The sequence below is a fragment of the Hasllibacter sp. MH4015 genome (genome assembly GCF_020177575.1).
In the GTDB taxonomy this organism is placed as follows: Bacteria; Pseudomonadota; Alphaproteobacteria; order Rhodobacterales; family Rhodobacteraceae; genus Gymnodinialimonas.
In genome coordinates this window covers 235334-259466 of record NZ_JAHTBK010000001.1, presented here as the reverse complement: position 1 = coordinate 259466, position 24133 = coordinate 235334, and the positions used below count along the sequence as shown (strand labels likewise).

Sequence of the window (24133 nt, the reverse complement as noted above, 5' to 3'; positions counted from 1 at the left end):
TCAGACGAGCTGCAGGTTCACCGCGCTTTCGCGACCGTCACGGCCGGCTTCCAGATCGTATGTCACTTTCTGGTTGTCGGCGAGGCCGGTCAGGCCCGAACGCTCAACGGCCGAGATGTGCACGAACACGTCCTTGCCGCCCGTCTCGGGTGCGATGAAGCCGAAGCCTTTGGTAGAGTTGAACCATTTCACGGTGCCATTGGCCATCGTGTGTCTCCTAAGTCATTTAGTTCCGCCCGCGTGCGTGCGGCGGCGTGGCGTCAGTTGGGTAGCAGATCGAGACTGAGGCCTTGGTAGAGGAGACAGCGGACGAGGTGCGGTAACGGTCGCAGGGCTGCATATGGGGCGGATCGCGGCGAAAGGCAAGGAAAATGAGACCGGTCGGCGGAATGGAGCCGAGGGGTTATCACGCGTGATAATGGGGTTAAGTGATTGTTTTTGTTTGGAATGAGGGACTCTGTTAAGGCTTTGGTAAGGATTTGCCAGCCGTTTTTCGGGTGGGTCGGCCCTTAGTTGCGCACGTCGAAAACGAGGGGCGCACCCGCGGAACCGCAGGTATAGGCGCAATTTCCGGCATATTGGCCGGTCTGGGCGAAGCGGATGTAGACGACCTCCAGACGGCCGGGGATGGCCTCGAATTCCAGTTGGAGGTCGGGGAAGGACATCTCGTATATCAGGTCCATCGCCATGATGTGCAGGGCGATTGCGGTGTCGACGGGGAGGGAGAGGCGGCCATCGGTGAGGGGCGCGTCGTCGGTGGACCAGGTGCCAGCTTGGGCGCGGAGGGAGATGGTGATGTCGGGCGGCGTGCCATCTGGGTCCGCGAAGGTGTCTCCGGGGTCAGTGAGGAGGATCTGGAGCGCCTCGTTCAGGGCGTTGATGTCGTCGGCGACGGTGGGGGTGTCGTCGGCGTGGGCCGGGTGGGTGAGGGTCAAGGCGAGGAGGAGTGGGAGGAGGTGGCGCATGGGGGCAGCGTAGCTGGTGTATTTCGGTGCGCAATCTCAACGTTCATTCGGTAGTGCGCAAGCGGGTTAACAGCGGGCTTGCCCGCCCCGCCATCGACGGGCCTGCCCCGGGCCCGGCGATTTGGTTGGGCTTGGTGCTGCATTGTTGGGGAGTGCTGGTGTGGCTGGGATAAAGTGCCACGAAGAGAGGTTTCGATCGCCGCGCCCAGGCCCGTCGGTGGCTGTGCTTGGCCATGATCACGACCTGGGGGCGCATATTTGCTAATGCTGGTTGAACCCGGTGAAGCATGGGTATGTCGAGAGGCCTGCCGATTGGGCGGCGTCGTCGATTCATCGGGATATGCGGTTGCGGCGGGTTGAGGCGGAATGGTGTGGGGATGAGCCGATGAGGGCGTTTGGGTAGATGGCGTGAGAGCGTAGACCGGGCCTTGGCCCGGGTTTGCAACGGTTGGATCCCCGGCCAAGGCCCCGGTTTACAAAATTGGATCAATTACAACTTGGCTATCTCTGCCTTTAAGGCGTCATAAATATCGTCGTCGTCTTCGCCATTCTCAAGAAACGTAGTGATCACTACATCCTCATCTCCGCACACCGTAGCAATCTGCCCACCGGCCTGCGCAATGGTCATGCCGCGGCTTCGAAGCAAGCTACACAAACGATACCTGATTTTTGCAGATCGCTCTTCTGTGAGTTTGGTTTTTCCAGTCGGACCACCAAGCTTGTAGACGTGGAACACTCCACATTGAAATAGCTTAAGGGTCGTCTGAATACCATTATGATCTGTGATTTCTTCGGTCAGCTCGACTGCACTCAGGAACCGAACCTCGTTTGTCGTATCCGCCATATGTTGTTTCGCTATCGTTGCAAGTCATCACAAATCCTTCATAATGGCGGTAAATAAGTATATGGTATAATGCAACCGCTTTTAGGACGGTTTCAGGGGTCGCCGACGGCGACCCCTGAGGATACCATCAAAAGAATCCGGCGAAGTGGGCTACGTATGCCAAGCCCAACGCCAGATAGAGGCATCCAACGATCGCGTAGAACATGGGTGTCTCCAGTTGTGAGGGTGTTGCGTCAACAACACCCTCACAATACCGATTTAGGTGCGCAACAAAAGAACCCGATATTGGGTGTTTTGCCGTCTTTTGTTAGGACTCGGCTCCTCTGTTTTTGTCTACTGACCACTGACGTCGGCTGCAAAGCAATCACATCGCTCGGGATTCAATGGCAGTCGATTGCAATCGTATGCAATCCTCACCAATCAGTTATGCGCAGCTGGCGGCATGACCCACGCTGGCAGCTCCAAGAATTGAGATCCCTACCGCACAAACTTCTTATGCTTCAGCCGCTTCGGCTCAAGCGCATCCGGTCCAAGCCTCCGCTTCTTATCTTCCTCATAAGCCGAAAAATCGCCTTCGAACCATTCGACATGGGCCTCGCCCTCAAACGCCAGGATGTGCGTGCAGAGGCGGTCGAGGAAGAAGCGGTCGTGGCTGATAATCACCGCGCAGCCGGCGAAGTCGCTGAGCGCGTCTTCGAGGGCGCGGAGGGTTTCGACGTCGAGGTCGTTGGTGGGCTCATCCAGCAGGAGGACGTTGCCGCCGCTCTTCAGCAGTTTCGCCATGTGGACGCGGTTGCGTTCGCCGCCTGAGAGGAGGCCGACCTTTTTTTGCTGGTCGCCGCCTTTGAAGTTGAAGGTGGAGCAATAGGCGCGGGAGTTGATTTGGGCATCGCCAAGTTGGATGATTTCCGCGCCGCCGGTGATTTCCTCCCAGACGGTGGCGTCGGGGTTGAGGGCGTCACGGCTCTGATCGACGTAGCTGAGGTCAACGGTGTCGCCGTATTCCAGCGTGCCGTCGTCGGGCTGTTCTTGGCCGGTGAGCATGCGGAAGAGGGTGGATTTGCCCGCGCCGTTGGGGCCGATGACGCCGACGATGCCGCCTGGAGGCAGCGCGAAGGTAAGGTCTTCGATCAGGAGGCGGTCGCCGTAGCCTTTTTTGAGGTTGTTGACCTCGATGACCTTGGAGCCGAGGCGGGGGCCGTTGGGGATGACGATCTGGGCGCGGGAGAGTTTTTCGCGCTCCGATTGGCTGGCCAGATCCTCGTAGGCGTTGATCCTGGCCTTCTGCTTGGCCTGGCGGGCTTTGGCGCCCTGGCGGATCCATTCGAGTTCGCGTTCGAGGGTTTTCTGGCGGGATTTGTCTTCCCGGGCCTCCTGTTCGAGGCGCTTGGCCTTTTGTTCGAGCCAGGCGGAGTAGTTGCCTTCGTAGGGGATGCCGCGGCCGCGGTCGAGCTCCAAGATCCAGCCGGTGATATCGTCGAGGAAATAGCGGTCGTGGGTGACGATCAGGATGGTGCCCTTGTAGTCGATCAGGTGCTGCTGGAGCCAGGCGATGGTTTCGGCGTCGAGGTGGTTGGTGGGCTCGTCGAGGAGGAGCATGTCGGGCGCTTCGAGGAGCAGCTTGCAGAGCGCCACGCGGCGGCGTTCCCCGCCGGAGAGGGTTTCGACGGGCGCATCGTCGGGGGGGCAGCGGAGGGCTTCCATGGCGACGTCGATCTGGCTGTCGAGGTCCCAGAGGTTGTTCGAGTCGATCTCATCCTGGAGGGCCGCCATTTCGTCTGCCGTCTCGTCGGAATAGTTCATGGCAAGCTCGTTGAAACGGTCGAGCTTGGCCTTTTTCTCGGCCACGCCGAGCATGACGTTGTCGCGGACGGAGAGGCTTTCATCGAGCTGCGGTTCCTGGGGCAGGTAGCCGACGCGGGCGCCTTCGGCGGCCCAGGCCTCCCCCGTGAAATCGCTGTCCATGCCGGCCATGATCTTCATCAGCGTTGACTTGCCCGCGCCGTTGACGCCGACGACGCCGATCTTCACGCCGGGCAGGAAGCTCAACCGGATGTTTTCGAAGCATTTCTTGCCACCGGGATAGGTCTTGGAGACACCGTCCATGTGGTAGACATATTGATAGGCGGCCATGGCGCGCTTCCCCTTGCGAATGACGTGACTGCCGGGGTTCTATCGGGCCGCGCGGGGATCGGCAATCGGGGGCGCGCGGTCAGGCGCTGCGGGGGATCTGGCTGCCTTCGGAGGGGATGACGATGGGGGCGCCGGATTCCACGAGGGCGATGACGTCGTCGCGCGGCATGGGGCGGGCGATGCCGAAGCCCTGGAGGCGATAGCAGCCGTGGCGATAGAGGAATTCGGCCTGTTCGGCGGTCTCGATCCCCTCGGCCAGGGTGCCGACGCCAAGCTCGTCACAGAGCCGCAGGATGGAGGTGGTGATGATGCGGGCGGAGCGGTCGTGGACGACATTGGCGACAAGGCTGCGGTCCAGCTTGACGCCGCTGACATCCAGTTGGCCGAGATGGGCGAGGCCCGCGTAACCGACGCCGAAATCGTCGAGATAGACGGAGAAGCCTTGCTTGCGGAGTTCGTTGATGCGCGCGGCGGCGAGGGAGTCGGTGGTGTCGGGGCCGAAGAAGGTGGTCTCCAGAACCTCCGCCACCAGCGCCTCGGACGACAGGCCGGCCTCCCGCGCCTCGAATTCCAGGCGCGCCATGAAATCGGGGTGGGCCAAAGCCTCGGACGAGGTGTTGAAGGCGCCGCGGATGCGATGGCCGCGCTTTTCCAGGTCGGCCACGAGGGCGGAGGTCGCGCGGATCGCGGCGAAGTCGATATCGGCCATGCGATTGAGCCGGGCGGCGTAGGGCAGGAACCGGTCGGGGGCCACGACCTCTCCGCTTTCGCGGGTCCAGCGGGCGAGCGTTTCGAAAGAGCGGATCTTGCCGGTGCGCGCATCGAGGATCGGCTGATAGACGAAATCGACCGCATCGCGGTCCAGACAGGTGGCGAATTCCTCCATCAGGGCATTCTCGGCCTCCTGACGGCTGTGCAGTTCGGCGTCGTAGCGCGCGATATTGGGCGCGCCGGGGCGCTTTGCCTCGTACAATGCGAAATCGGCGGAGCGGATCAGATCTTCCGCCGTCATGGCCATGCCGTCGCTGAGCGCGATACCGAGTGAGGCGTTGCACACAAGCGTCGTTTCACCCCAAGGGATCGGCGTGCGAATGCGGTCAAGCAGGCCATCGGCCACGTGTTGCAGCGTGTCGAAATCCGTCACGCCCGGGCAGGCCACGACAAATTCGTCCCCGCCCATGCGGCAGGCCAGATCCCGCTCCCCCAACATGGCGCGAATGGCGGCGGCGACATGGCACAGAAGCCTGTCCCCGGCCCCGTGGCCATGGGTGTCGTTGACCGCCTTGAAATGGTCGAGGTCGATATAGAGCAGCCCCATCGTCCGATCCTGCGCGCGGGGTGCGGAAAGAATCCTGTCGGTCGCATCGAGAAAGGCCGTGCGGTTGTTCAGCCCGGTCAATGCATCGTGATGGGCGGCGTGGTGCAATTCCGCGCGCGCGCGTTCGAGTTCCTGTTCCCGCAGCACCTGAGGGGTCACATCCCGTGACACGAGGATCACGCGGCGATCCCCCGGTCGCGGCTCCACCAGCGACAGGTTGAATTCATGCCAGAACCGTTCGCCGTTCTTGCGGATATTCAGGCGGCGAACCAGTTGCTTGAATTCGTAGCTTTCCGGGTCGAAGACGAAATTCTCCACCTCTTCAGCGGTCGGGCGCACCTCTTCGGGGAAGCAGAATTCCTGCGGGCGGCGGCCGAGAATATCCTCAAGCTCCCACCCCATGGTCCGGCAATAGGCGGGGTTGGCCCACAGGATACGCGCGTTCATGTCCTGGTAGACCAGCCCGTCATTGGCGTGCTTTGCCACTTCGCGCAGAACCGCCTCCTGCGCCGAGACATCTTCGAGCGTGTCCTCAACCTCCTGCAAGGACAGACGGGCATTGCGGGTGACGCGCAGCTTCATCAAAAGCACGACGATATTCGTCGCCAGCAGCACGATCAGCATCAGTTCCAGGCCGATCAGTTGTTCACGCGGATCGAGCCCGAGGAAATTCGGCGCGAGAGACCACGGCACACTGAACATTTGATGCATTCGATCCGGCCCCGACACAGCATTTCGCAGATGCGCAATCTAGGCGCCGTGACGCAAAGCGAGGGTTAAGGGCGTGGGATTGCGGACCGACAAACTGCCAAGGATTTCGGTCAAATTGGCCCGATCGTCGGGATGCGGCAGGTGGAACATCGCCGATTGGAGGAACCGGTAAGGAACAGGTTGACCCTACGACAGCCAAGGCGATAGCGGTACGGCCACACGAAACCGACTGTATGAAAGTGATTGCCATGATGACCCTCCGTCCGTTCCCGATCTGCGCGTCTGGCGCAGTGCTCGCCCCCTGAAGGCGCGGTCAACGGCGGATGCATGGCATCCAACCCCGAAGGCCGCCCGCAAGCGGCCTTTTCTTTTGTCCATCTCCTGCAAGGTCTTGTGCTGAACGAATGTCCGATTTGCGCGGCGGCTTTCCCATCCAGAGGAAAGCACGATGCATACCAAGTTCACGAGACTGTCCCCCTTGGCGCGGCTGCGCGCCTTGCTGACCCTGCGCGCGCGTCCCAAGAGCAAGGGACCGCGCGTTCGGGCGCAGGATGTGCCCGATTACCTGCGGCGTGATATCGGCCTGTTGCCCGACGAGACGGCCCGACACAGCGCCAAGGATCCGCCCAACCTGCGCGATCCATTCCGCCTGTTGTGACCGGAGGGGGCGGGGGGCGCGTCGATTGACAGCTTCCCCCATTGTCCCCATCAAGACGCGACCGTCGCGAAAGGCCGTGAAGTGTTGCGCCACACCCTGCCCCTTGCCCTGCCGGGTCAAGTGATCGGCCTGTTCGGGGGGTCGTTCGATCCCCCCCACAGGGGTCATGTCCATGTCAGCCGGGAGGCGTTGAAACGCTTCGGGCTGGACCGGGTGTGGTGGCTTGTCTCTCCGGGCAATCCGCTGAAATCCCGTGGCCCCGTCGCCCTGCCCCGCCGGATGGAGGCCGCCCGCGCGCTGGTGCGCCATCCGCGCGTGGAGGTCACGGATATCGAGGCGCGGCTTGGCACGAGGTACACGGCCCAGACGATCGCGCGTTTGCAGGCGCTTTATCCCGGCGTGCATTTCGTCTGGCTCATGGGGGCGGATAACCTGGCGCAGTTCCACCATTGGCAGGATTGGGACCAGATCATGCAGCGGGTGCCGGTTGGAGTTCTGGCGCGCCCCGGTCAGCGGATCTCGGCGCGGACTTCGGTGGCGGCACAGCGGTTTCGCGGGGCGAAGCTGCCCGCCGCCGCCGCGCATCTTCTGGGACGGATGGAGGCGCCGGCGTGGTGTTTCCTGAACGTGCCGATGCTGGACGTGTCCAGTTCCGCGATCCGCGCGCGGGGCGATTGGGGATAGGGGCGGCCCCGGTCCGTTCGCTACCCGCGGCGCACCGCCAGCGACGCAAGGCCCGACGCCACCAGAAGCGCCAGCCCTACCAGTGACAGACCGTCCGGGAGCGTGGCGAAGATCACCCATCCAAAGAGGGTGGCCCAGATCAGCTGCGTATAGACGAAGGGGGCCATGTGGCTTGCCTGCGCCCACCGGTAGGCGATGATGAGCAGGAAATTCCCCGCCATGGAGCAGAACGCCGATACCAGTGTCAGGACAGCGACGCGGCCCGTGATTTCCGGCACTGTCAGCAGACCGGGCAGTGCAAGGACCACCCCGCCTATGGCCAGTTGCGACAGCAGCAGCGCCCGGGGCGGCGCGACATCGGCCATCCAGCGGCTCATCACCAGATAAAGGCCGTAGAAAAGCCCCGCGAGAACCGCAAAACCGAGGCCCGGCGTCATGCCGAAGCCCGGTTTGACCACAAGGATCACGCCCACGAATCCGAGGCAGATCAGGCCGAGGCGACGGGCCGAAAACGGCTCTCGCAGAAGCCACACGGACAGGAGCCACGACACGATGGGCCCCACGAAGAAGGCGCCGAAGACATTCGCCACGGGCTCCGTCCCGAGCGCGGTGAGGATGGAGGTGATGCCACCCACGAGCATCAGCGCGCGCAACCAGACGCGCCAATCGGTGAAGAGCCGCGCCTGCGTGGCGGACCACGCGAACGGCGCGATCATCAGCGCACCGAGCGCAAAGCGCGTCCACGCCACGAAAACTGGCGCGACACCCAATTCATCGGTCAGTAATTTTCCCGCGCTATCGCCTGCGGGGATAAAAGCCATCGCCACCAGCATCAGCGGCAGCGCGCGCAGGGTTGCGCTATGCGGGGTCGGAGCGTCCATGGATCAACGCCCTATCGCGCCGGTGCAAGTCTGGAAACCCCGAAGGGGCCTGCACAAAATCGTGTCACATCCGGGGGTTGAGCGTCATGGTCGGGTCAAGGTATTCTGTGCCGTGCTGCCAGACATTGTGACAACATGATTTCCAGACGATTCTTTGCCGGCGGACTATTAGCAAGTACCGCGACGACCGCTTGGGCCGCCGCGCCGGAGCGATCGTTGCGCCCGTTGGTGCGCCCGCTGGGATTCGAGGCGCGCACTATCCCCGACGCCGCCGACCTGATCCGGGAGGCGGGCTTGGGCGGGCGGGTCGGCTTCGCCGTGGCCGATGCGCTGACCGGCGAAATGCTGGAGGTCGTGAACCCGCTTTACCCGTTGCCACCCGCTTCCGTGGCCAAGGCGGTGTCCTGCGCCTATGCGCTGGACCGGTTGGGGCCGGGATATCGGTTCCGCACGCGCTTGGTCTCGGACGGCGTGTTGAGCGAGGGGCGGCTGGACGGCGACTTGTGGCTGGTCGGGTCGGGCGATCCGATCTTCGACACCGATGCGCTGGCCGGGATGGCGCAGCAATTGGCGGCGGCGGGCGTCACGGAAGTGACGGGCCGGTTCCGCGTGGCCACGGGCGCCCTGCCCGAGATATGGCAGATCGACCCGGGGCAGCTACCCCATGTGGGGTACAATCCCGCAATCTCCGCCCTGAACCTCAACTTCAACCGCGTCCATTTCGAGTGGGAGCGGGAAGGCGAGGATTACACGATTTCGATGGATGCCCGCTCGGCCAGCCTGCGGCCCGCCGTGCGCGTGTCGCGGATGCGGATCGAGGAGCGGACGGTGCCGGTCTATACCTATACCGACGCCGAAAGCCACGATGCGTGGACCGTCGCGCGCGGCGCATTGGGCAATGCCGGATCCCGCTGGCTCCCCGTCCGGCGTCCAGCGGCCTACATGGCGGAGGTGTTCCAGACGCTGATGGCCGATCAGGGCGTGCGCCTGTCCTCCCCCACCTACGAGACCGCCGCGCCGGAGACCGCGCTTGTGCTGGTCGAGCATACATCCGCCCCGCTGGACGAGATCCTGCGCGGGATGATGCGTTGGTCCACCAACCTGACGGCGGAGGTCATCGGGCTGATGGCGACGCAGGCGGGCGGGACGCGACCATCGAGCCTGCCCGAATCGGGTGCGGCCATGGGCGCGTGGATGCGCGAACGCCTGGGCGCGCGCAATGTGAGCTTCGTGGATCATTCCGGGCTTGGCGTCGGCTCTCGCATCCGGCCACAGGACATGACCCATGCACTTATCAATGCCGGGCCGTCCAGCCGCTTGCGCAACCTGATGAAAGACATCCCCATGCGGGACGAGGGCGGCAACGTGATCGAAAATCACCCGATCGAGGTCGTGGCCAAGACCGGCACGCTCAATTTCGTCTCCACGCTGGCCGGATATGCCCGCGCGCCATCGGGCCGCGACCTGGCCTTCACGATCTTCTGTGCGGATATGGACCGGCGCGATGCGATCCCCGAAGGCGACAGGGAACGGCCCCAAGGCACCCGCACCTACAACCGCGCCGCTAAACGCCTGCAACAGGCGCTGATCGAGCGGTGGGGCGTGGTTTTCGCGTGAGCGCGGACGCCCCGATCGTGCCGCCCGCCTATACGTTCACTGCCGCGAAACTCGAAGACTTGCCGATGCTGGAGGGGTGGAAGGCCCTGCCCCATGTCGCGCAATGGTGGGACAAGGACGTGCTGTTCGACCAGGACGATCTGGACGATCCGCGCCTTGCATTGTGGGTCGTCTCAACCGACGGCGCACCGTTCGCCTACCTGCAAGCCTACACGGTCCGGGGATGGGATTTCGACCATCACTTCCACCATCTGCCGGAGGGATCGCGCGGGGTGGACCAGTTCATCGGGCCGCCGGATCACCTTGGGCAAGGGCACGGTCCCGGTTTCCTTCGCGCGTTCACCGAGATGCTGTTCCGCGAGGGCGTGCCGATGGTCGCCACCGATCCGCATCCCGACAACACGCGCGCGATCCGTGCCTACGAGAAGGCCGGGTTCCGTGCGATCGGCCCTGAGATGGAAACCCGGTGGGGCCGTGTCCTGCCGATGGGCGTGCAGACGCCCGGTTCATAGCGAAAGCGGGCTTGGAGGAATGGCATCGACGCCCGAGCCGGACCGCCCACGCAAAAGGGCCACCCGCAGCTTTTCCGCCGCGGATGGCCTTTGATTTGCGTGTCAGGCGTTTACACGTTGATCGAGTCGCCGCCTTTGGGACCGGCGATCAGCCAGGCGATGAAGCCCAGGATCGGCAGGACCAGGATAACGACGGTCCAGATGACCTTGGCCAGCGTGGAGGCGGCAGAGGTCCAGGTCTTGAAGATCGCGTAGATGTTGGCGATCAGGACGATCAAGCCGAAGATACCATATTCCATTGGATTTAGCTCCTGTGTGTCATGTCTGTTGGGTCAACCGCCCGGTGACACAAAAGGTTCCAATTAATTTGTTAACCCCGTTCTAGCGCCGGTGGTGGAAGAGCGTGATCTGGCGGATCTGGCGGGCGAAGGGATCACGCGGCGGGGCGTCGGGCGCGCGGTCCATGATCCGGCGCACCAGCACGGCGGACAGGAGCCCGAAGACCACGCCGCCGACCGCCTGGCCGATCAGCACCCCCTCCGCCCCCAGCCACGCGGAGAAGAGGATCACCGGGATGATCGTGCCGATCGTGTGCCGCCCCCAATTCACCCAGGTGGAGGTGAAGGGGTGGCCCAGATTGTTGAAGCTGGCGTTGGAGACGAACAGCATTCCGTTGAAGAAGAACGCAAGCGCCAGGGGGCCACAGAAGAGGAAGACCAGGTCGCGCGCCTCCCCCTCGGCGCCAAACATGTTGGCAATGGGGGCACGCAGCGCGAAGAGCAGGGCAGCCATGACGACAACCACGATGGCGGTGAACAGCAGCGCCTCGGTATAGGTGCGGCGCACGCGATCTTGCAGGCCCGCGCCGAAATTCTGCCCCACGATCGGGCCGACCGCGCCGCTGAGCGCGAAGAGCACGCCGAAGGCTACGGGCGTCAGGCGCGCGACGATGGCCATGCCCGCCACGGCGTCTTCGCCGAATTCCGACATGGAGCGTGTGACGTAGGCCTGCCCGATGGGCGTGGCCAGTTGCGTGAGGATCGCGGGCGCGGCCAGGCCCAGAATCGGGCGCAGGTCCAGCGCCATGTCGGGCAAGGCGGGCCGCGCCAGGCCGCCGTGATGGCGGAAGATCGGGATGAGCGCCACCGCCGCGATGGCCACCCGCGCGGCGGCCGAGGCAAGTGCCGCGCCCGTCAGCTCCAACCCGAAGCCGAAGATCAGGATCGGGTCCAGCACGGCATTGACCACGCCGCCCGCGATCGTGGCCATCATCGCGCGCCGCGCATCGCCGTGGGCCCGCAGGATCGCACCGCCGACCATACCCACCAGCAGCAACGGCAAGGTCGGCACGATGATCCTGAGATAGCCGGTGGCGAGGTCCTGGGTCGCGTCGCTAGCCCCCAGGAGCGCCACGAGATCGGGTACGTAATACCAGACCACGGCGGCGAATATCGCGCCGAACATCACGCCGTAGGTCAGGACCGTGCTGGACCGGCGACGCGCTAGGGCCTCATCCCCCTGGCCGAGCGCCCGGGCGACCAGCGCACCGCCCGCAATCGCCATGCCGATGCCGAAGGACGTGGTGAAGAACAAGATCGCGCCCGCATAGCCGACGGCGGCGGCCAGCTCCTCGTTTCCGAGCATCGAGATGAAGAGCATGTCCACCAGATCGACGAGGAACACCGCCATCAGACCCACAGAGGAGGTCAGCGACATCACGGTGATGTGGCGGAAGAGCGATCCTTCAAGGAAGACGGCCTGGGCGTGGTTCTCTGCCATGCCTATCCGTGGCACGGTCGGCGTTTCTGCACCAGAGCCTTAGCGGATTTGGCAGACGGACATTTCGCTCGGGATCGTGGTCCACCAGTGACCCGTCCATGTGCCGCCATGGGAGGCGGCCACAGCGGGACAGACCTGATCGGCGTGGCCCTGGTTCCAGATCGGGCCGGCCTCCACCGCGCGGGTGGGTGCGGCGACGGTAACTTGGCAAACCGACATCTGGTTCGGGATCGTTGTCCACCATTGCCCGGTCCAGCTGCCCCCGTGGGAGGCGGCGACGGCGGGGCAGACCTGGTTGGCGTGGTTCTGGTTCCAGATCGGGCCGGCCTCGATCGCCTGTTGGGCGACGGCGGGGGCGGCGACAAGGAGGAGCGGGGCGAGGGCGAAAAGACGTATCATGAAATTGCGGTCCGTTTGAGAAGGGGTGCGCAGAGCCTATCCCAAATTGGCGATCCGGCAAGCTACGCTATTCCCGCAGTGGCAGGGCCGGTCAGCGGAACCAGAAATCCCAGCCGCGCTGGTAGGCGGCGGCAAGCGGGTGACCCTGGATCGTGTTGGCAGGCAGGTCCGCGGGGCGGGCCTGATCGACGCCGAAGGCCTGCGCCGATCGCCAGAGTTCGGGGGTGAAGTAGCGCAGGCCAAGGGGCAGGTCGGGCGCACGGGCGGTGTCGGGCATGGCAGGTCCTGCCAGAACGAAGCCCCAATTCCCGAAGCTCGGAAGATAGGTGTGGTAGGGGATCGTCGACAGCCCCTGCCCCGGCGCGAGCGGATTGCGGGTTTGGGCCAGTGTCTCGTCGATGATCCAGAACGCCTCCGTCGCGAAGGTGGGGGAGCCCGCTTGCGTGACCAGAAGGCCGTGGCTTGCCAGCCGTTCGATCAGAAGCGCGTAAAACTCGACGGTATAGAGCTTCGACAGCGCGATGCTTTTCGGGTCGGGCAGATCGGCGATGATGACATCGAAGATTTCATCGCCGTGACCCTCCGCCGCCCAGACCCAGGCATCTTCGTTCACGATCTCCACCCGTGGATCGTTGAGCGCGCCGTTGTTGAGCGCCACGAGGTCGGGGTTGGTCCGGAACAATTCCGTCACGCGGGGGTCGAGATCGACGAGAACGACGCGCTCCACCCCGTCATGGCGCAACACTTCGCGCACCGCCATGCCGTCGCCGCCGCCCAGAACCAGAACACTGCGCGCATTCGCGACGAGGCCCATGGCGGGGTGGACCAGCGCCTCGTGATAGCGGTGCTCATCGAGGCTGTCGAATTGGATGGCATGGTCGAGAAACAGGCGATAGCGGTCGTCGAAGCGGGTGATGACGATGCTTTGATAGGCGGTCGTTTCGGAAAAGATCACCTCGTCCTGAAAAAGCCGCGCATCGACCGCGGAGACCAGGCGCTCACTCATGGCAAATGCGAGGAGCGAAGCGAGGAGGAGCGCGCCCCAAGGCAGCCAAAGGCCGCGGCTCAACCGGTCCCGAAAGAGATAGAGGGAGAAGCCCGCGACCAGCAGGTTCAGGATACCGAAGGCCAGCGACGCCGACATCAGCGGCAGGTTCGGCACGATCAGGAGCGGGAAGGCAAGCGAGGCCGCAAGCGCGCCGATGTAATCGGCCGTCAGCACGTTTTCGAACCGGAACTCCGCCGCGCCGATTTCCTTCAGCACGCGGGTAATCAACGGGATTTCCATGCCCGACAGGATGCCGATTGCGATGAGCCCGCCATAAAGCGGCAGGCCGACCGTGCCGTAGATGGCGTAGGCGAAGAACAGAAGCGGGCCGAGCGCGCCGCCGATGGCCCCCAGCGCAATCTGCGCGCGCACGAAGCCGCTGAGCGCGTCGCCCACGAAGCGCGACGCCCACGCGCCGATGCCCATGGCGCTGAGAAACACACCGATGACGAAGGAAAACTGCCGGATGCTGTCGCCGAGCAGGTAGCTGGAGATGGTGGCCGCGATCAGTTCGTAGATCAGGCCCGCAACGGCCACAACGAACGTGGCCGCCAGAAGCCACGCGACCTTGGGTGTCAGCTCAGGGCGGGCATCCGCCGCCCCGCCTGGCCCTGTCACGACAGGATAACGGCCGCGATGATGATCGCCATCGACACGAAGACCGACCCGATCAGGATGGCGAGCGAGGTGTTCTGATCCTCCTCGATTTCCTTGACGATGGGGAACGGCGACAGGATCTCGATGATCTTGTAGGCGATATACATCAGCACCATGCCGATGACGCTGTAAAACAGCATGGAAACCAGTTCAGACAGGACAATGGCGTCAAACATGGGGCAAGGGCTCCTTTTGCCGAGGGGCGTTACTTGATCCGACCGAATGCGGCAAAGCCGCCCCCGGTGCCGGATGATCCGGTGCGGATCGATTGGGTGGAAGCGGCCAGGTCGCGGCTTTCGCGACCGACGCCGTAATAGGACAGGTATCCCGCGCCCAGAAGGGCCACGACGGAACCGCCGATGATGATCAGTCTAATGGGCGTCATGGCGTCTCAATCACTCCAATCCGAACCCGCGAAACGGCGGGATTCGTGGACGGACTTTCGCCCGCGCACGATGACGTATCCGATGGCCGAAAGCCCCGCCAATACGAAGAGCCAGAACGCGGTCGGCTTGCCCTGGGCCACGCGTAATTGCACGGTGCCGGTGGGCGGGGTGGCGGAGCTTTCCATCAATTCCAGGCGCACCCGGTGGGTGCCTTCGGTGCCGGGGCGGAAGCGGAAATTGCCGCTGCGGCTGCCTTCGGACCAGCTTTCACCGCCAGAGCGCCCGGAATAGTAGGAGATCGCCCGCGCGCCCGCGACCACAGGTTCCCCGTCGGGCCCGAGCACTTCGGCCGCGAAGGACGCCCATTGGTTGTTGAAATTGGTGCGGAATTCCAGCCGGGCCAGTTGCGCGGTGTTGGTCACGTCGAACTCGAAACTCGCGGGGAGGGAGGCGACATCAACCGCCTGCGTCGTCAGGATGTTGCGGCCAGAGTTGAACATGAAGGCCAGCCCCAGGACCAACGCCACAAGCGCCGTGACGGCAAGCGCCCGGCGCAGGAACCCTTCCTCCGGCCAGGCGAGATAGGGCGCCAGCGGATGCGGGCTGGCCGTGCCCAACGCGCTTTCGTCGAAGCCCAGATCGCGCGCCGTTTCCGCGCGGGGCAGAAGACGCGTGAGCTCCACCTCCCGCTCCGTCTGCGATTTCACGAGGCCGAGCATTCCGTCGGGGCCAAGCAGGTTCACGACCTCTTTCTTCTCACCCAGTTTCGGGACCCAGTTGAATTCGCCTTCCATGAAGTCGATTTCGGTCACGGCGCTGTCGTAGTATTTGTAGGTCTCGCCCTTGTAGCTGCGCCGCGGCGGGGTTTCCGAGCGCTCCACCGTCGAGGAACTCAGCCAATGCTGCATGTTGAAATCACGGACCTTGCGCGTGAAGGTCAGGTTGCCGTCTTCCACGTTCAGCCAGAGGTAGCCGTGGGTGGGAGAGAAAATCTGATGCTCCACCCATTTCCAGACCCGCCCGCCATAGCGTTCCACGATGCCCAGCGTCCCGATCACGGTGAAGTCCACGCCGTCCACATTGAGGGTCTGGCCGATTTGCACGGGGCTGGCGGGGTGGTTCCGCTTTCCGATACTGTCGAGGACCTTGTAATTGTCCTGGGTGTCAAGCACCGCGCCGCAATAGCCGCAGACATGGCTGAGCACGCGCCCGCCGCCCAGAACAGACAGGCCCGCACCGCAGGACGTACAATTGATGGAGGACAGGCCATGGGATGCGGTCATCGTCCACTTCCCCCATGGGCGCGGTCAACCTTCAGGGAGAAGGGGTCCTTCCACACACCTTCGTACCATTTGTGGCCACCTTCCCAGAATTCGCCCGACAGGAGTTGCCCGGACGGACCGGAGGCGTTGAGGAAGTAATGCCCGTCGCCAACCTGCACCAGTTCCGGGAATTGCCCTCGCACGGCGATGCAGGTGGCGGTATCGGCCTCCGTCACGATGTAGTCGCGGCCCTGGTAGCTGATCCGTTCGCCGATGGCGGCGGGATCGCTGCGCCTGGGTCCGGCATTGCCGTCATAGGGGTGCTGTACGACGACGTCGCCCTCGTCGATGGAGATCCACACGCCCTGCCCTTGCGCATTCTCGGCATACATCTCATCCCAGGTACCACGCCCGTAATCGTAACGCGCGTGGCCCACGACCGTGTATTTGGAGCCTTCCGATGTGACAGTGTCGTTGAGGGAGAGGAGCATGGGATAATCGTGCATTTCCCCGTTCCGGCCGATCTGTGCGATGGCGTCGGCCTCCCGGAACAGGGTTGTGTCGCAGGACGGGCAGTCGAACATCCGCGTTGATTTGCGGAGGTTTTCAAATCCGTATCCGCAATTCGGGCAGGTGACATGGGTGTCGTTCATCGGGGCCTGTGGTCTGCGGTCAGTGCGCGAAAAGTCATGCGAAATTCAATGGCCTGACCCTAGCCGCCGCGGGACGGGGCCGTAAAGGGGGAAGCCGCGACGGGGGTTCCCCCGGTGCGCTCTGGCCAAGGGGCGGGCGCGCGCCTTAGGTTGGCGCAAATTGCGGACGGAGGGAGGATGCCATGGCCGTGAAACGATTGCTGACGGAGTTTGGTATGGGCGCCTCGCTCAGGCGGCAGGATTACACCGGGGCGGCGACCCGAGCGGTGAAGGATGCGCTGTGGCACAATTCGATCAACCTGGCCGAGCTTTACGGGATGGACAAGGCGGAGATGCGGATCACGGTAGAGGTGGGCGTTCAGGACCCCGATGCCGTGGATTGCGACGCGCTGGCCGCGATCTTTCCCTACGGCCAGATCGAGGTGAGACCGGTGCGCGGCGGGCTGGACGTGCCGAGGACGGATGGCGGAAATCCCACGGTCATCGCCAATGTCGCGATTTCAGTGGCGCTGGACCTGAAGGAGGCGGCGACATGAGTGACCAGCGGTTCATCATCGAGATGGGAATGGGCAACGACCAATACGGGCAGGATTACACCAAGGCCGCCGCCCGCGCGATCGAGGACGCGATCCGCCATTCCGCGATCCCGCTTTTCGAGGCGACGGGTCTGCCCCATTCGGAGATGCGCGTGCAGGTCACGATCGGCGTGCAGGCACCCGAGCGGGTGGATTGCGAGGCGTTGGCGGACCGGTTACCAAGGGGCAATGCCAGCGTCGCGGCGGTCTTCGGCGGGCTGGACGTCACCAACCCCGACACCGGCAAGGTGCTGGTCATCGCGTCGGCGGCGGTGGAGGCGTTCCTGCCCTATCAGGGCGCGGGCTAGCCCAGGATCTCTGCCACGCTGTCGCGGGTTGCCGAGACGATGGTATCGGCCTCGGCCCGCGTAAGGCACAGCGGCGGGGCGAAGCCGACGATATCGGCCTGGGGCATCGCGCGCGCGATCACCCCGCGCCTTGCCATGGCGGCCACGATCTGCGGCACGATCTTGTCGGCAGGATCGAAGCCGTCCCGCGTGCCGTGCGTCTTGACCAGTTCCAATGCCGTCAACATGCCGATCCCGCGCACCTCGCCCAAGTGGGGATGATCCGCCATCGCCTCGGCCATGGATTGCGTCAGGTAGGGGCCGACCGATGCGGCGTTGTCTACCAGTCCCAGGCTGTCGAGCAGCTTCAGGTTGGCGACCCCGGCCGCCGCGCCGATGGGGTGGGCGGAATAGGTCCAGCCATGGCCAAGCGGGCCGTTTTCGTCCGTGCCGCGCGCCAGAACCTCGAACACGCGGTCATGTACGACGGAGCCCGAGAGCGGGGCATAGGCGCTGGTCAGGCCCTTGGCGATGGTCATGATGTCCGGCTCCAGCCCGAAAAGCGGGGACCCGAACATCGCGCCCAGACGCCCGAAGCCGGTGATGACCTCGTCCACGATCAGCAAAATGTCGTGCGCCTTCAGGATCGGCTGGATCGCCTCCCAATAGCCCTCGGGCGGCGGGACGATGCCGCCGGTCCCGATCACCGGCTCCGCGATGAAGGCGGCGATGGTGTCGGCCCCTTCGGCAGCGATCAAATCCTCCAAATCAGCGGCACATTGGGCGACGAAGTCCGCCTCGCCCTGGCTTTCATCCGCGCGCTGGAAGTAATAGGGCGCGGTGGTGTGGCGCACGGTGTCGAGGGGCAGGTCGAATTTCTTGTGGAACAGGCTGAGCCCGGTGAGCGAGCCGCTCATCAGGCCCGAGCCGTGATAGCCGCGCCAGCGCGAGATGATCTTCTTCTTCTCGGGCCGCCCGAGGATGTTATTGTAGTACCAGACAAGCTTGATGTTCGTCTCGTTCGCGTCCGAGCCGCCCTGCCCGAAATAAACCCGGTTCAAGCCCTCGGGCGCGCGTTCCGCGATCATCCGCGACAGGGTGACGGACGCCTCCGTCCCGTGGCCGACATAGGAATGGTAATAGGCCAGTTCGCGCGCCTGATCGGCAATGGCCTCGGCCACTTCCTGCCGCCCGTAGCCGATATTGACGCAATACAGGCCCGCGAAGGCATCGAGCATCCGGTTGCCGTCACGGTCGGTGATCCAGCATCCCTCCGCCGTCTGGATGATACGGCCCGGCGCCTCACCCCTTGAATGCTGGCCCAGGTGGGTGGAGGGGTGGAAGAAATGGTCGCGGTCCCATTTGTCGAGTTGGTCGTTCGTCAGCATGGCAGGAGCCTTCCGGGTTCGGGGCGTGGTGGCGGCAGGCTAACAGCCGATTATCGCGGCGCAAGGTCGGTCCGCCTTCAAGCCTCCCCGGACCGAGGTGCGGGTTCGGACGTCGAGCCGGTCGATCGCCGACACGCGGGGTGGCGGGTGCGCGTCGATTAATGGCGATTTATGGTCGCCAAGTCCTTCCTGCATGAATGAGCGGCGTACCCGACCAGAAAAATCGCCGCCCCGGGGGGCGTGTCGGCGATGGACCGGCGGCCTGCGGCCTTGATTCCGGTCCGGGGGCCAACCTCGCAAAGGGACTGGACGCAGCCGCCCCCCTCGGCAACGTTGCTCCCCGACAGGAGAGCCCCATGCCCGACCGCATCCCGAATTTCTCGTCCCAGGAATACGCCGCCCGCCTCACCAAGACGCGAGAAGCGATGGCGGCCGCCGATGCCGAATGGCTGATCGTCACCGATCCGTCGAACATGGCGTGGCTGACCGGATATGACGGATGGTCGTTCTACGTGCACCAGGCGGTCATCGTCCCGCCCACGGGCCTGCCTTTGTGGTGGGGGCGCGCGATGGACGGGCTCGGCGCGCTCAGGACCGTCTACATGCCCGACGATCACGTCATCGGTTACGACGATACCTTCGTGCAGAACCCCGCCAAGCACCCGCACGAGACGCTTGCCGACCTGATCCGGCGGCGTGGCGGGTCCGGCACGCGCGTGGGCGTGGAGCTGGACAATTACTATTACTCCGCCGCCGCCCACCAGACGATGCTCCAGCACCTGCCCGACACGCAATTCGTGGACGCGACCGGCCTCGTGAATTGGCAACGCGCCGTGAAGTCGGAGGCCGAGATCGACCGGATGCGAAAGGCCGCGAAGATCGTGGAGGCGATGCACAAACGCATCCTTGAGGTCGCGGAACCGGGCTTGCCGAAACATCATCTGGTGGCCGAAATCCTGCGCAGCTCCGTGCTTGGCGTGGACGAGGCTTGGGGCGATTACCCCGCCATCGTTCCCTTGACCCCCTCCGGCATGGACGCCACCGCCCCGCACCTGACCTGGGACGACAAGCCGATGCAGGAGGGGGAGGCCACGTTCTTCGAGATCGCGGGCGTTTTCCGCCGCTACCATTGCCCGCAATCCCGTACCCTGTTTCTTGGCCACAAGCCCGCCCATTTCGCGGAGGCGGAGAAGGCGGTTTTGGAGGCGACACACAAGGCGCTGGAACAGGCCAAGCCGGGCCAGACCTGCGAGGATGTCGCCAATGCGTTCAACGGCACGCTCAACGCGCTGGGGTTCGAGAAGGACAGCCGCACCGGATATGCCATCGGCCTCAGCTACCCGCCCGATTGGGGGGAGCGAACCATGTCCTTCCGGCGCGGGGATACGACCGTTCTGCAACCAGGCATGACCTTCCATTTCATGCCCGCGCTTTGGCTAGAGGATGGCGGGATCGAGATTACCGAGCCGATCCTGATCACCGAAACGGGGCATGAGTGCCTGTCCAACCTGCCGCGCGAGGTCTTCGTGAAATGACCCTCACCTTCGATATCGACGCGCCGGGCAAGCATTACGGCCATATCCGCCTGCCCCATTCCGCCGATGACAGCGCGTGGGGCCACGTGATGGTGCCGATCGTGGTGGTAAACGGCACGCGGTCCGGCGACACGGCACTGGTGATCGGGGGCAATCACGGCGACGAATATGAGGGGCCGATTGCCATTCGCCACCTGATCGACGCGGCCGAACCGGAGACGATCCTGGGTCGCCTGATCGCGATCCCCTATCTCAACACGCCCGCTTTCATGGCCGCCACGCGCACCTCGCCCATCGACGGCGTGAACCTCAACCGCGCCTTTCCGGGAGAGGCGTCGGGTACGATCACGCGCAAGATCGCCGCCTTCGTGAACGATCACCTGATCCCGCAATCCGATCTGATCATCGACATCCATTCCGGCGGCAAGACGCTGGATTTCCTGCCGATGGCGGTGAGCCACATCCTCGACGATGCCGAGCAGGATCATCGTTGCGCCAGTGCCGCACGCGCCTTTTCCGCACCCTACACCGCCCGCCTGAGGGAGATCGACGATACCGGTATGCTGGATGGCGCGGCGGAACGGGCCGGCAAGACCTTCGTGACGACGGAGCTGGGGGGCGGGGGAACGGCCACATTCCAAAGCGCTGAGATCGCGATTTCAGGTCTGCGGCGCGCGCTCGCCTTCCACGGCATTTACGATTGGCCCTATGCGCCACGACCATCGCGCGCACTGGACCTGTCGGACCCGGACGGATTCCACTTCGCCACCCATGGCGGGCTGCTTCATCCCAAGGTGGCGTTGGGGGATACGGTCGAACACCACCAGCCGCTGGCCCATATCTACGACATCAACGACATGCAGACTGTCCGCAAAGCCATCCATGCCCAGCGCCCCGGCCTTATCGCGGCCCGCCATGTTCCGGGCCTGATCAAGCCGGGCGATTGCGCGTTCGTGATCGGCACCGATGGCGGGCCACTCGATTTCACCTGAGCCTGTATACCGTTAACCCTTTGTTTCGAATTGTCTGTTTCCGGAGCGGCACTTGCGCGGCCCCGGCGGCGCACGCTATCGCTCGGGCGCGCATTGCGCAGACGCCGTTGAACGCGGCCATGGCGGAAGAAATCCGGTCTCCCCCTTCTCTCGATCAACCCGCGACCTTGCCGCCCGGATAATCATGCGACCCGAGACCGAACAGCTTCTCGAACACGTGCTGCACGCCGTCATGCAACCCGACAGTGACGCGCTGACCCTTGCGATGCATCTGCGCAGCGCAGTACCAGAGGCGCGGGTGATCGCACTGATCCACGCCCTGCTGAGCGCCGATCGGGTCATCCGGGACACGTTCAACGGCAATGCCCCCGCACGCGCCGATGCAGCGCTTGCAAGCGGCTTCGCCCTGACCCTCGCGGAGGTGGCGGAGGCCCATGAGGCGCGCGAAAACCCGACCCGCCCCGTCACCTTGCGTGATTTGGCACTCTGACCTGTCCGCTTTCGATTCACCTCCCCCCAATTCTCCCTTAGGGTCGGCCCATGGCCACCCTCACCCCCACCTTCTCCGACGATCAGGCGCAGGCCCATGACCGCATCGCGGAAGTCTTGCGCGACATGGGCGTGGACATCGACGCGGAAACGATCACCCCCGCCGCCGAGGGCAAGGGCGCGGTTCTGGCCGTGACGGGCAAGGCCGGGTCGGGCAAGACGCTGCTGCTGGCGGAACTGGTGAAAGCGCTGGAGAAATCCGGTGTCGACATCATCTCCGGCGATTGGGAGGGTAAGCGGCGCAAGGATCGGCGCACGGTGGCGGTGCTTGCGCCCACCAACAAGGCCGCATCGGTCCTGCGCAATCGCGGTGTGCCGGCCACCACGATCCACCGCATCCTCTATACCCCCGTCTATGACCCGGAATTCGAGAAGGTCGCGGAATGGCTGGCCGGTCAGGGCGAGCGCCCGACGATCGAGGCGCTGACCGATGTGGCTCTGGACCGCGCCAAGCAGGTCTATGACGCGCACAAATCCGTGCCAGCCGCCTTGGCATCTGCGGGCCTGCGCGGATCGGATTTCATCACCGGCTGGAAACGCCGGGAAGATGCGCTCGACATCGGGTTGATCGACGAATCCTCCATGCTCGATGATAAGCAATTCCAGGACCTCAAGGAGATCTTTCCGGTTCTCGTCCTCTTCGGCGATCCGGCGCAGCTCGCCCCGGTGGGTCAGTCGGGAGAGATGGTGTTCGACCGCTTCAAGGGCGACAACCTGATGCATCTGGGCCGTGTCCACCGCCAGGATGCGGACAATCCGATCCTCGACCTGGCTCATGCGCTCGGCGATCCGCAGTTGGAATTTTCAGATTTCGAGCGGATGATCGAAGACGCGGCGGCGCGCGATGACCGCGTGCAACTCAGCCCGCGGGCCAATTCCGACATGATGGCACGCTCCCCCGTGCTGGTCTGGCGCAATGCCACGCGCATCCGCCTGATCCAGGCCTTTCGCGGCGCTTTCGGGGCCAGCGATGACGAAATGCTGCCCGGCGAGCCCTTGATCTGCGACGGGATCGAGTTGCCCATGAAGCACCGCAAGAAGCGCATCGACCTTGAGGCGCGGGGGCTGATAAAGGGGGCGCCGGTGATCTATCTGGGCCCCGGCAACCGGCCCGGCTTCTCGCGCCTGCACGTGATCGGGGCCGATACGCCCCGCTTTTCCGCCGCGTCCATCGTCAAGATCGAAAAGCCCGGCGAGGAGGAGCCGTTCCTGCCCTTCGCCGCGCGCATGGGGGCCGCGTTCCTGCACGGCGCTGCGGTCACGATCCACAAGGCGCAAGGCTCCCAATGGCCGCAGGTGCAGGTGTTTGCACCCGATCTCTACGCCGCGTCGCGTGCCGGACGGATGGAGGCCGGTCAGGCGTTGTGGAAGCGGCTGGCCTATGTCGCCATCACGCGCGCCGAGGAGCGGCTGATCTGGGTCACGCGCTACATGCTCTCCCGCCCCGAAGCGTCGCTTGGGATCGACGAGCTGGAGGTCAAGACAGCGCCGCTGGAGCTTGCCCCCGAGCCCGATAGCACCGCGCCATGAGATCACGTTGTCCGAGGGAGGATCGCCCATGAAAACCATTCTCATCACCGGGGCCAGTTCCGGCATTGGCCGTGCCACGGCGGAGATGTTCCTGGACAGCGGCTGGCGCGTGGCGTTGTTTGCACGTCGGGCGGAGATGCTGGAGGACGTGGCCCGGAACCGGCCCGATGCCTTGCCCATCGCGGGCGACGTCACCGATCTGGCGCAGGTCGAGGGCGCGGTGGCGCAGGTCGCGCGGGCTTGGGGGCGGCTGGATGCCGTGTTCAACAATGCGGGCATCTTCACGCCGCAGGGCACGATCGACGAGATTGATCCCGCCGATTGGCACAACAGCCTTGCCGTGAACCTGACCGGCATGTTCAACACCGCGCGCGCCGCGTTTGCCCAGATGCGCGCCCAGGACCCCCAAGGCGGGCGGATCATCAACAACGGCTCGCTCTCGGCCCATACTCCGCGTGAAGGTTCGGTCTGTTACACCACCACGAAACATGGCGTGACCGGCCTGACCAAGACGCTCAGCCTCGACGGTCGCACGTTCAACATCGCCGCCGGACAGATCGACATCGGCAACGCCCGGACGGAGCTTGTGGATCGCCTGAACGACAAGCTGGTCGCGGAGGGCAAGCCGCTGATGCCGATGATGGATGTGGCCGAGGCCGCGCGATCCGTCCTGCACATGGCCGATATGCCGCTGAGCGCCAATGTCCTGTTCCAGACCGTTCTGGCGACGAACATGCCCTATGTGGGCCGCGGCTGAACCATCGTTAAGG

26 protein-coding genes are annotated in these 24133 nt (G+C 64.3%); 11 read left to right on the top strand and 15 right to left on the bottom strand.

Translation table 11 applies throughout. The features are described from left to right. The 5 genes from KUW62_RS01480 to KUW62_RS01460 all read right to left on the bottom strand — a co-directional run bounded on the left by KUW62_RS01480 (position 1) and on the right by KUW62_RS01460 (position 5971). Positions 1–207, bottom strand: a complete 207-nt coding sequence (locus KUW62_RS01480; RefSeq protein ID WP_224813743.1) for a cold-shock protein — start codon at positions 205–207, stop codon at positions 1–3. Between the two features lie 302 nt (positions 208–509). Further along, positions 510–965 carry a hypothetical protein gene (locus tag KUW62_RS01475; protein ID WP_224813742.1) on the bottom strand — a complete coding sequence of 152 codons (456 nt, stop codon included), beginning with the start codon at positions 963–965 and terminating at the stop codon, positions 510–512. 490 nt (positions 966–1455) lie between these two features. Beyond that, a complete protein-coding gene (locus KUW62_RS01470; protein ID WP_224813741.1) occupies positions 1456–1809 on the bottom strand; it encodes a hypothetical protein in 354 nt (117 codons plus the stop codon). A gap of 477 nt (positions 1810–2286) precedes the next feature. Next, complete coding sequence (ettA, locus tag KUW62_RS01465) at positions 2287–3942, bottom strand: energy-dependent translational throttle protein EttA (protein WP_224813740.1); 1656 nt, start codon at positions 3940–3942, stop codon at positions 2287–2289. Positions 3943–4021: 79 nt separating this feature from the next. Next, positions 4022–5971 (bottom strand): bifunctional diguanylate cyclase/phosphodiesterase, encoded by a 1950-nt coding sequence (locus tag KUW62_RS01460; protein WP_224813739.1) that lies wholly within the window; start codon positions 5969–5971, stop codon positions 4022–4024. Between the two features lie 448 nt (positions 5972–6419). Here KUW62_RS01460 and KUW62_RS01455 point away from each other — a divergent pair, with 448 nt between their 5' ends. Together KUW62_RS01455 and KUW62_RS01450 are read left to right on the top strand one after the other, a co-directional pair. After that, positions 6420–6629, top strand: a complete 210-nt coding sequence (locus KUW62_RS01455) for a hypothetical protein (protein WP_224813738.1) — start codon at positions 6420–6422, stop codon at positions 6627–6629. Between the two features lie 81 nt (positions 6630–6710). Further along, positions 6711–7313, top strand: a complete 603-nt coding sequence (locus KUW62_RS01450; protein WP_224813737.1) for a nicotinate-nucleotide adenylyltransferase — start codon at positions 6711–6713, stop codon at positions 7311–7313. A gap of 20 nt (positions 7314–7333) precedes the next feature. Here KUW62_RS01450 and KUW62_RS01445 read toward each other — a convergent pair whose 3' ends face one another. Then, complete coding sequence (locus tag KUW62_RS01445) at positions 7334–8194, bottom strand: DMT family transporter (protein WP_224813736.1); 861 nt, start codon at positions 8192–8194, stop codon at positions 7334–7336. A 228-nt stretch (positions 8195–8422) separates the two neighbouring features. On the opposite strand from KUW62_RS01445, the gene dacB reads away from it, so the two are divergent. Further along, a complete protein-coding gene (dacB, locus tag KUW62_RS01440; RefSeq protein WP_370632823.1) occupies positions 8423–9811 on the top strand; it encodes a D-alanyl-D-alanine carboxypeptidase/D-alanyl-D-alanine-endopeptidase in 1389 nt (462 codons plus the stop codon). After that, positions 9808–10323 carry a GNAT family N-acetyltransferase gene (locus KUW62_RS01435; RefSeq protein ID WP_224813734.1) on the top strand — a complete coding sequence of 172 codons (516 nt, stop codon included), beginning with the start codon at positions 9808–9810 and terminating at the stop codon, positions 10321–10323. Before dacB ends, KUW62_RS01435 begins: the two co-directional genes overlap by 4 nt. 110 nt (positions 10324–10433) lie before the next feature. Here KUW62_RS01435 and KUW62_RS01430 read toward each other — a convergent pair whose 3' ends face one another. The 8 genes from KUW62_RS01430 to KUW62_RS01395 all read right to left on the bottom strand — a co-directional run bounded on the left by KUW62_RS01430 (position 10434) and on the right by KUW62_RS01395 (position 16507). After that, on the bottom strand, positions 10434–10622 hold the full coding sequence (locus tag KUW62_RS01430; protein WP_224813733.1) for a PLDc N-terminal domain-containing protein: 189 nt from the start codon (positions 10620–10622) through the stop codon (positions 10434–10436). Positions 10623–10704: 82 nt separating this feature from the next. Beyond that, on the bottom strand, positions 10705–12102 hold the full coding sequence (locus KUW62_RS01425) for an MATE family efflux transporter (protein WP_224813732.1): 1398 nt from the start codon (positions 12100–12102) through the stop codon (positions 10705–10707). Between the two features lie 39 nt (positions 12103–12141). Further along, positions 12142–12501, bottom strand: a complete 360-nt coding sequence (locus KUW62_RS01420; RefSeq protein WP_224813731.1) for a mannan-binding lectin — start codon at positions 12499–12501, stop codon at positions 12142–12144. A gap of 91 nt (positions 12502–12592) precedes the next feature. Continuing rightward, complete coding sequence (locus tag KUW62_RS01415; RefSeq protein WP_224813730.1) at positions 12593–14167, bottom strand: polyamine aminopropyltransferase; 1575 nt, start codon at positions 14165–14167, stop codon at positions 12593–12595. Further along, a complete protein-coding gene (locus tag KUW62_RS01410; protein ID WP_224813729.1) occupies positions 14164–14382 on the bottom strand; it encodes a DUF350 domain-containing protein in 219 nt (72 codons plus the stop codon). Before KUW62_RS01410 ends, KUW62_RS01415 begins: the two co-directional genes overlap by 4 nt. Before the next feature lie 29 nt (positions 14383–14411). Next, complete coding sequence (locus tag KUW62_RS01405; protein ID WP_224813728.1) at positions 14412–14591, bottom strand: hypothetical protein; 180 nt, start codon at positions 14589–14591, stop codon at positions 14412–14414. A gap of 6 nt (positions 14592–14597) precedes the next feature. Beyond that, positions 14598–15875, bottom strand: coding sequence for a DUF4178 domain-containing protein (locus KUW62_RS01400; RefSeq protein WP_224813727.1), 1278 nt, complete (start codon positions 15873–15875; stop codon positions 14598–14600). Next, entirely contained in the window at positions 15872–16507 is a 636-nt protein-coding gene (locus tag KUW62_RS01395; RefSeq protein ID WP_224813726.1) for a DUF4178 domain-containing protein, read from the bottom strand. The genes KUW62_RS01400 and KUW62_RS01395 overlap by 4 nt, the downstream gene beginning before the upstream one ends. Positions 16508–16689: 182 nt before the next feature. Here KUW62_RS01395 and KUW62_RS01390 point away from each other — a divergent pair, with 182 nt between their 5' ends. Further along, on the top strand, positions 16690–17043 hold the full coding sequence (locus KUW62_RS01390; protein ID WP_224813725.1) for a Lin0512 family protein: 354 nt from the start codon (positions 16690–16692) through the stop codon (positions 17041–17043). Beyond that, the gene (locus KUW62_RS01385; protein WP_224813724.1) at positions 17040–17390 is read left to right on the top strand and encodes a Lin0512 family protein; all 351 of its coding nucleotides are present in this window, start codon (positions 17040–17042) and stop codon (positions 17388–17390) included. The genes KUW62_RS01390 and KUW62_RS01385 overlap by 4 nt, the downstream gene beginning before the upstream one ends. Here KUW62_RS01385 and KUW62_RS01380 read toward each other — a convergent pair. Further along, on the bottom strand, positions 17387–18757 hold the full coding sequence (locus tag KUW62_RS01380; protein WP_224813723.1) for an aspartate aminotransferase family protein: 1371 nt from the start codon (positions 18755–18757) through the stop codon (positions 17387–17389). The genes KUW62_RS01385 and KUW62_RS01380 overlap by 4 nt on opposite strands. 356 nt (positions 18758–19113) lie before the next feature. Between KUW62_RS01380 and KUW62_RS01375 the strand changes: the two genes are divergently transcribed. The 5 genes from KUW62_RS01375 to KUW62_RS01355 all read left to right on the top strand — a co-directional run bounded on the left by KUW62_RS01375 (position 19114) and on the right by KUW62_RS01355 (position 24120). Then, entirely contained in the window at positions 19114–20292 is a 1179-nt protein-coding gene (locus tag KUW62_RS01375; protein ID WP_224813722.1) for a M24 family metallopeptidase, read from the top strand. Then, a complete protein-coding gene (locus KUW62_RS01370) occupies positions 20289–21284 on the top strand; it encodes a succinylglutamate desuccinylase/aspartoacylase family protein (protein ID WP_224813721.1) in 996 nt (331 codons plus the stop codon). The genes KUW62_RS01375 and KUW62_RS01370 overlap by 4 nt, the downstream gene beginning before the upstream one ends. Positions 21285–21468: 184 nt before the next feature. Continuing rightward, the gene (locus KUW62_RS01365) at positions 21469–21774 is read left to right on the top strand and encodes a hypothetical protein (RefSeq protein ID WP_224813720.1); all 306 of its coding nucleotides are present in this window, start codon (positions 21469–21471) and stop codon (positions 21772–21774) included. A 50-nt stretch (positions 21775–21824) separates the two neighbouring features. Then, on the top strand, positions 21825–23363 hold the full coding sequence (locus KUW62_RS01360; protein WP_224813719.1) for an ATP-dependent RecD-like DNA helicase: 1539 nt from the start codon (positions 21825–21827) through the stop codon (positions 23361–23363). Between the two features lie 28 nt (positions 23364–23391). Further along, entirely contained in the window at positions 23392–24120 is a 729-nt protein-coding gene (locus KUW62_RS01355) for an SDR family oxidoreductase (protein WP_224813718.1), read from the top strand. Positions 24121–24133 lie beyond the last annotated feature (13 nt).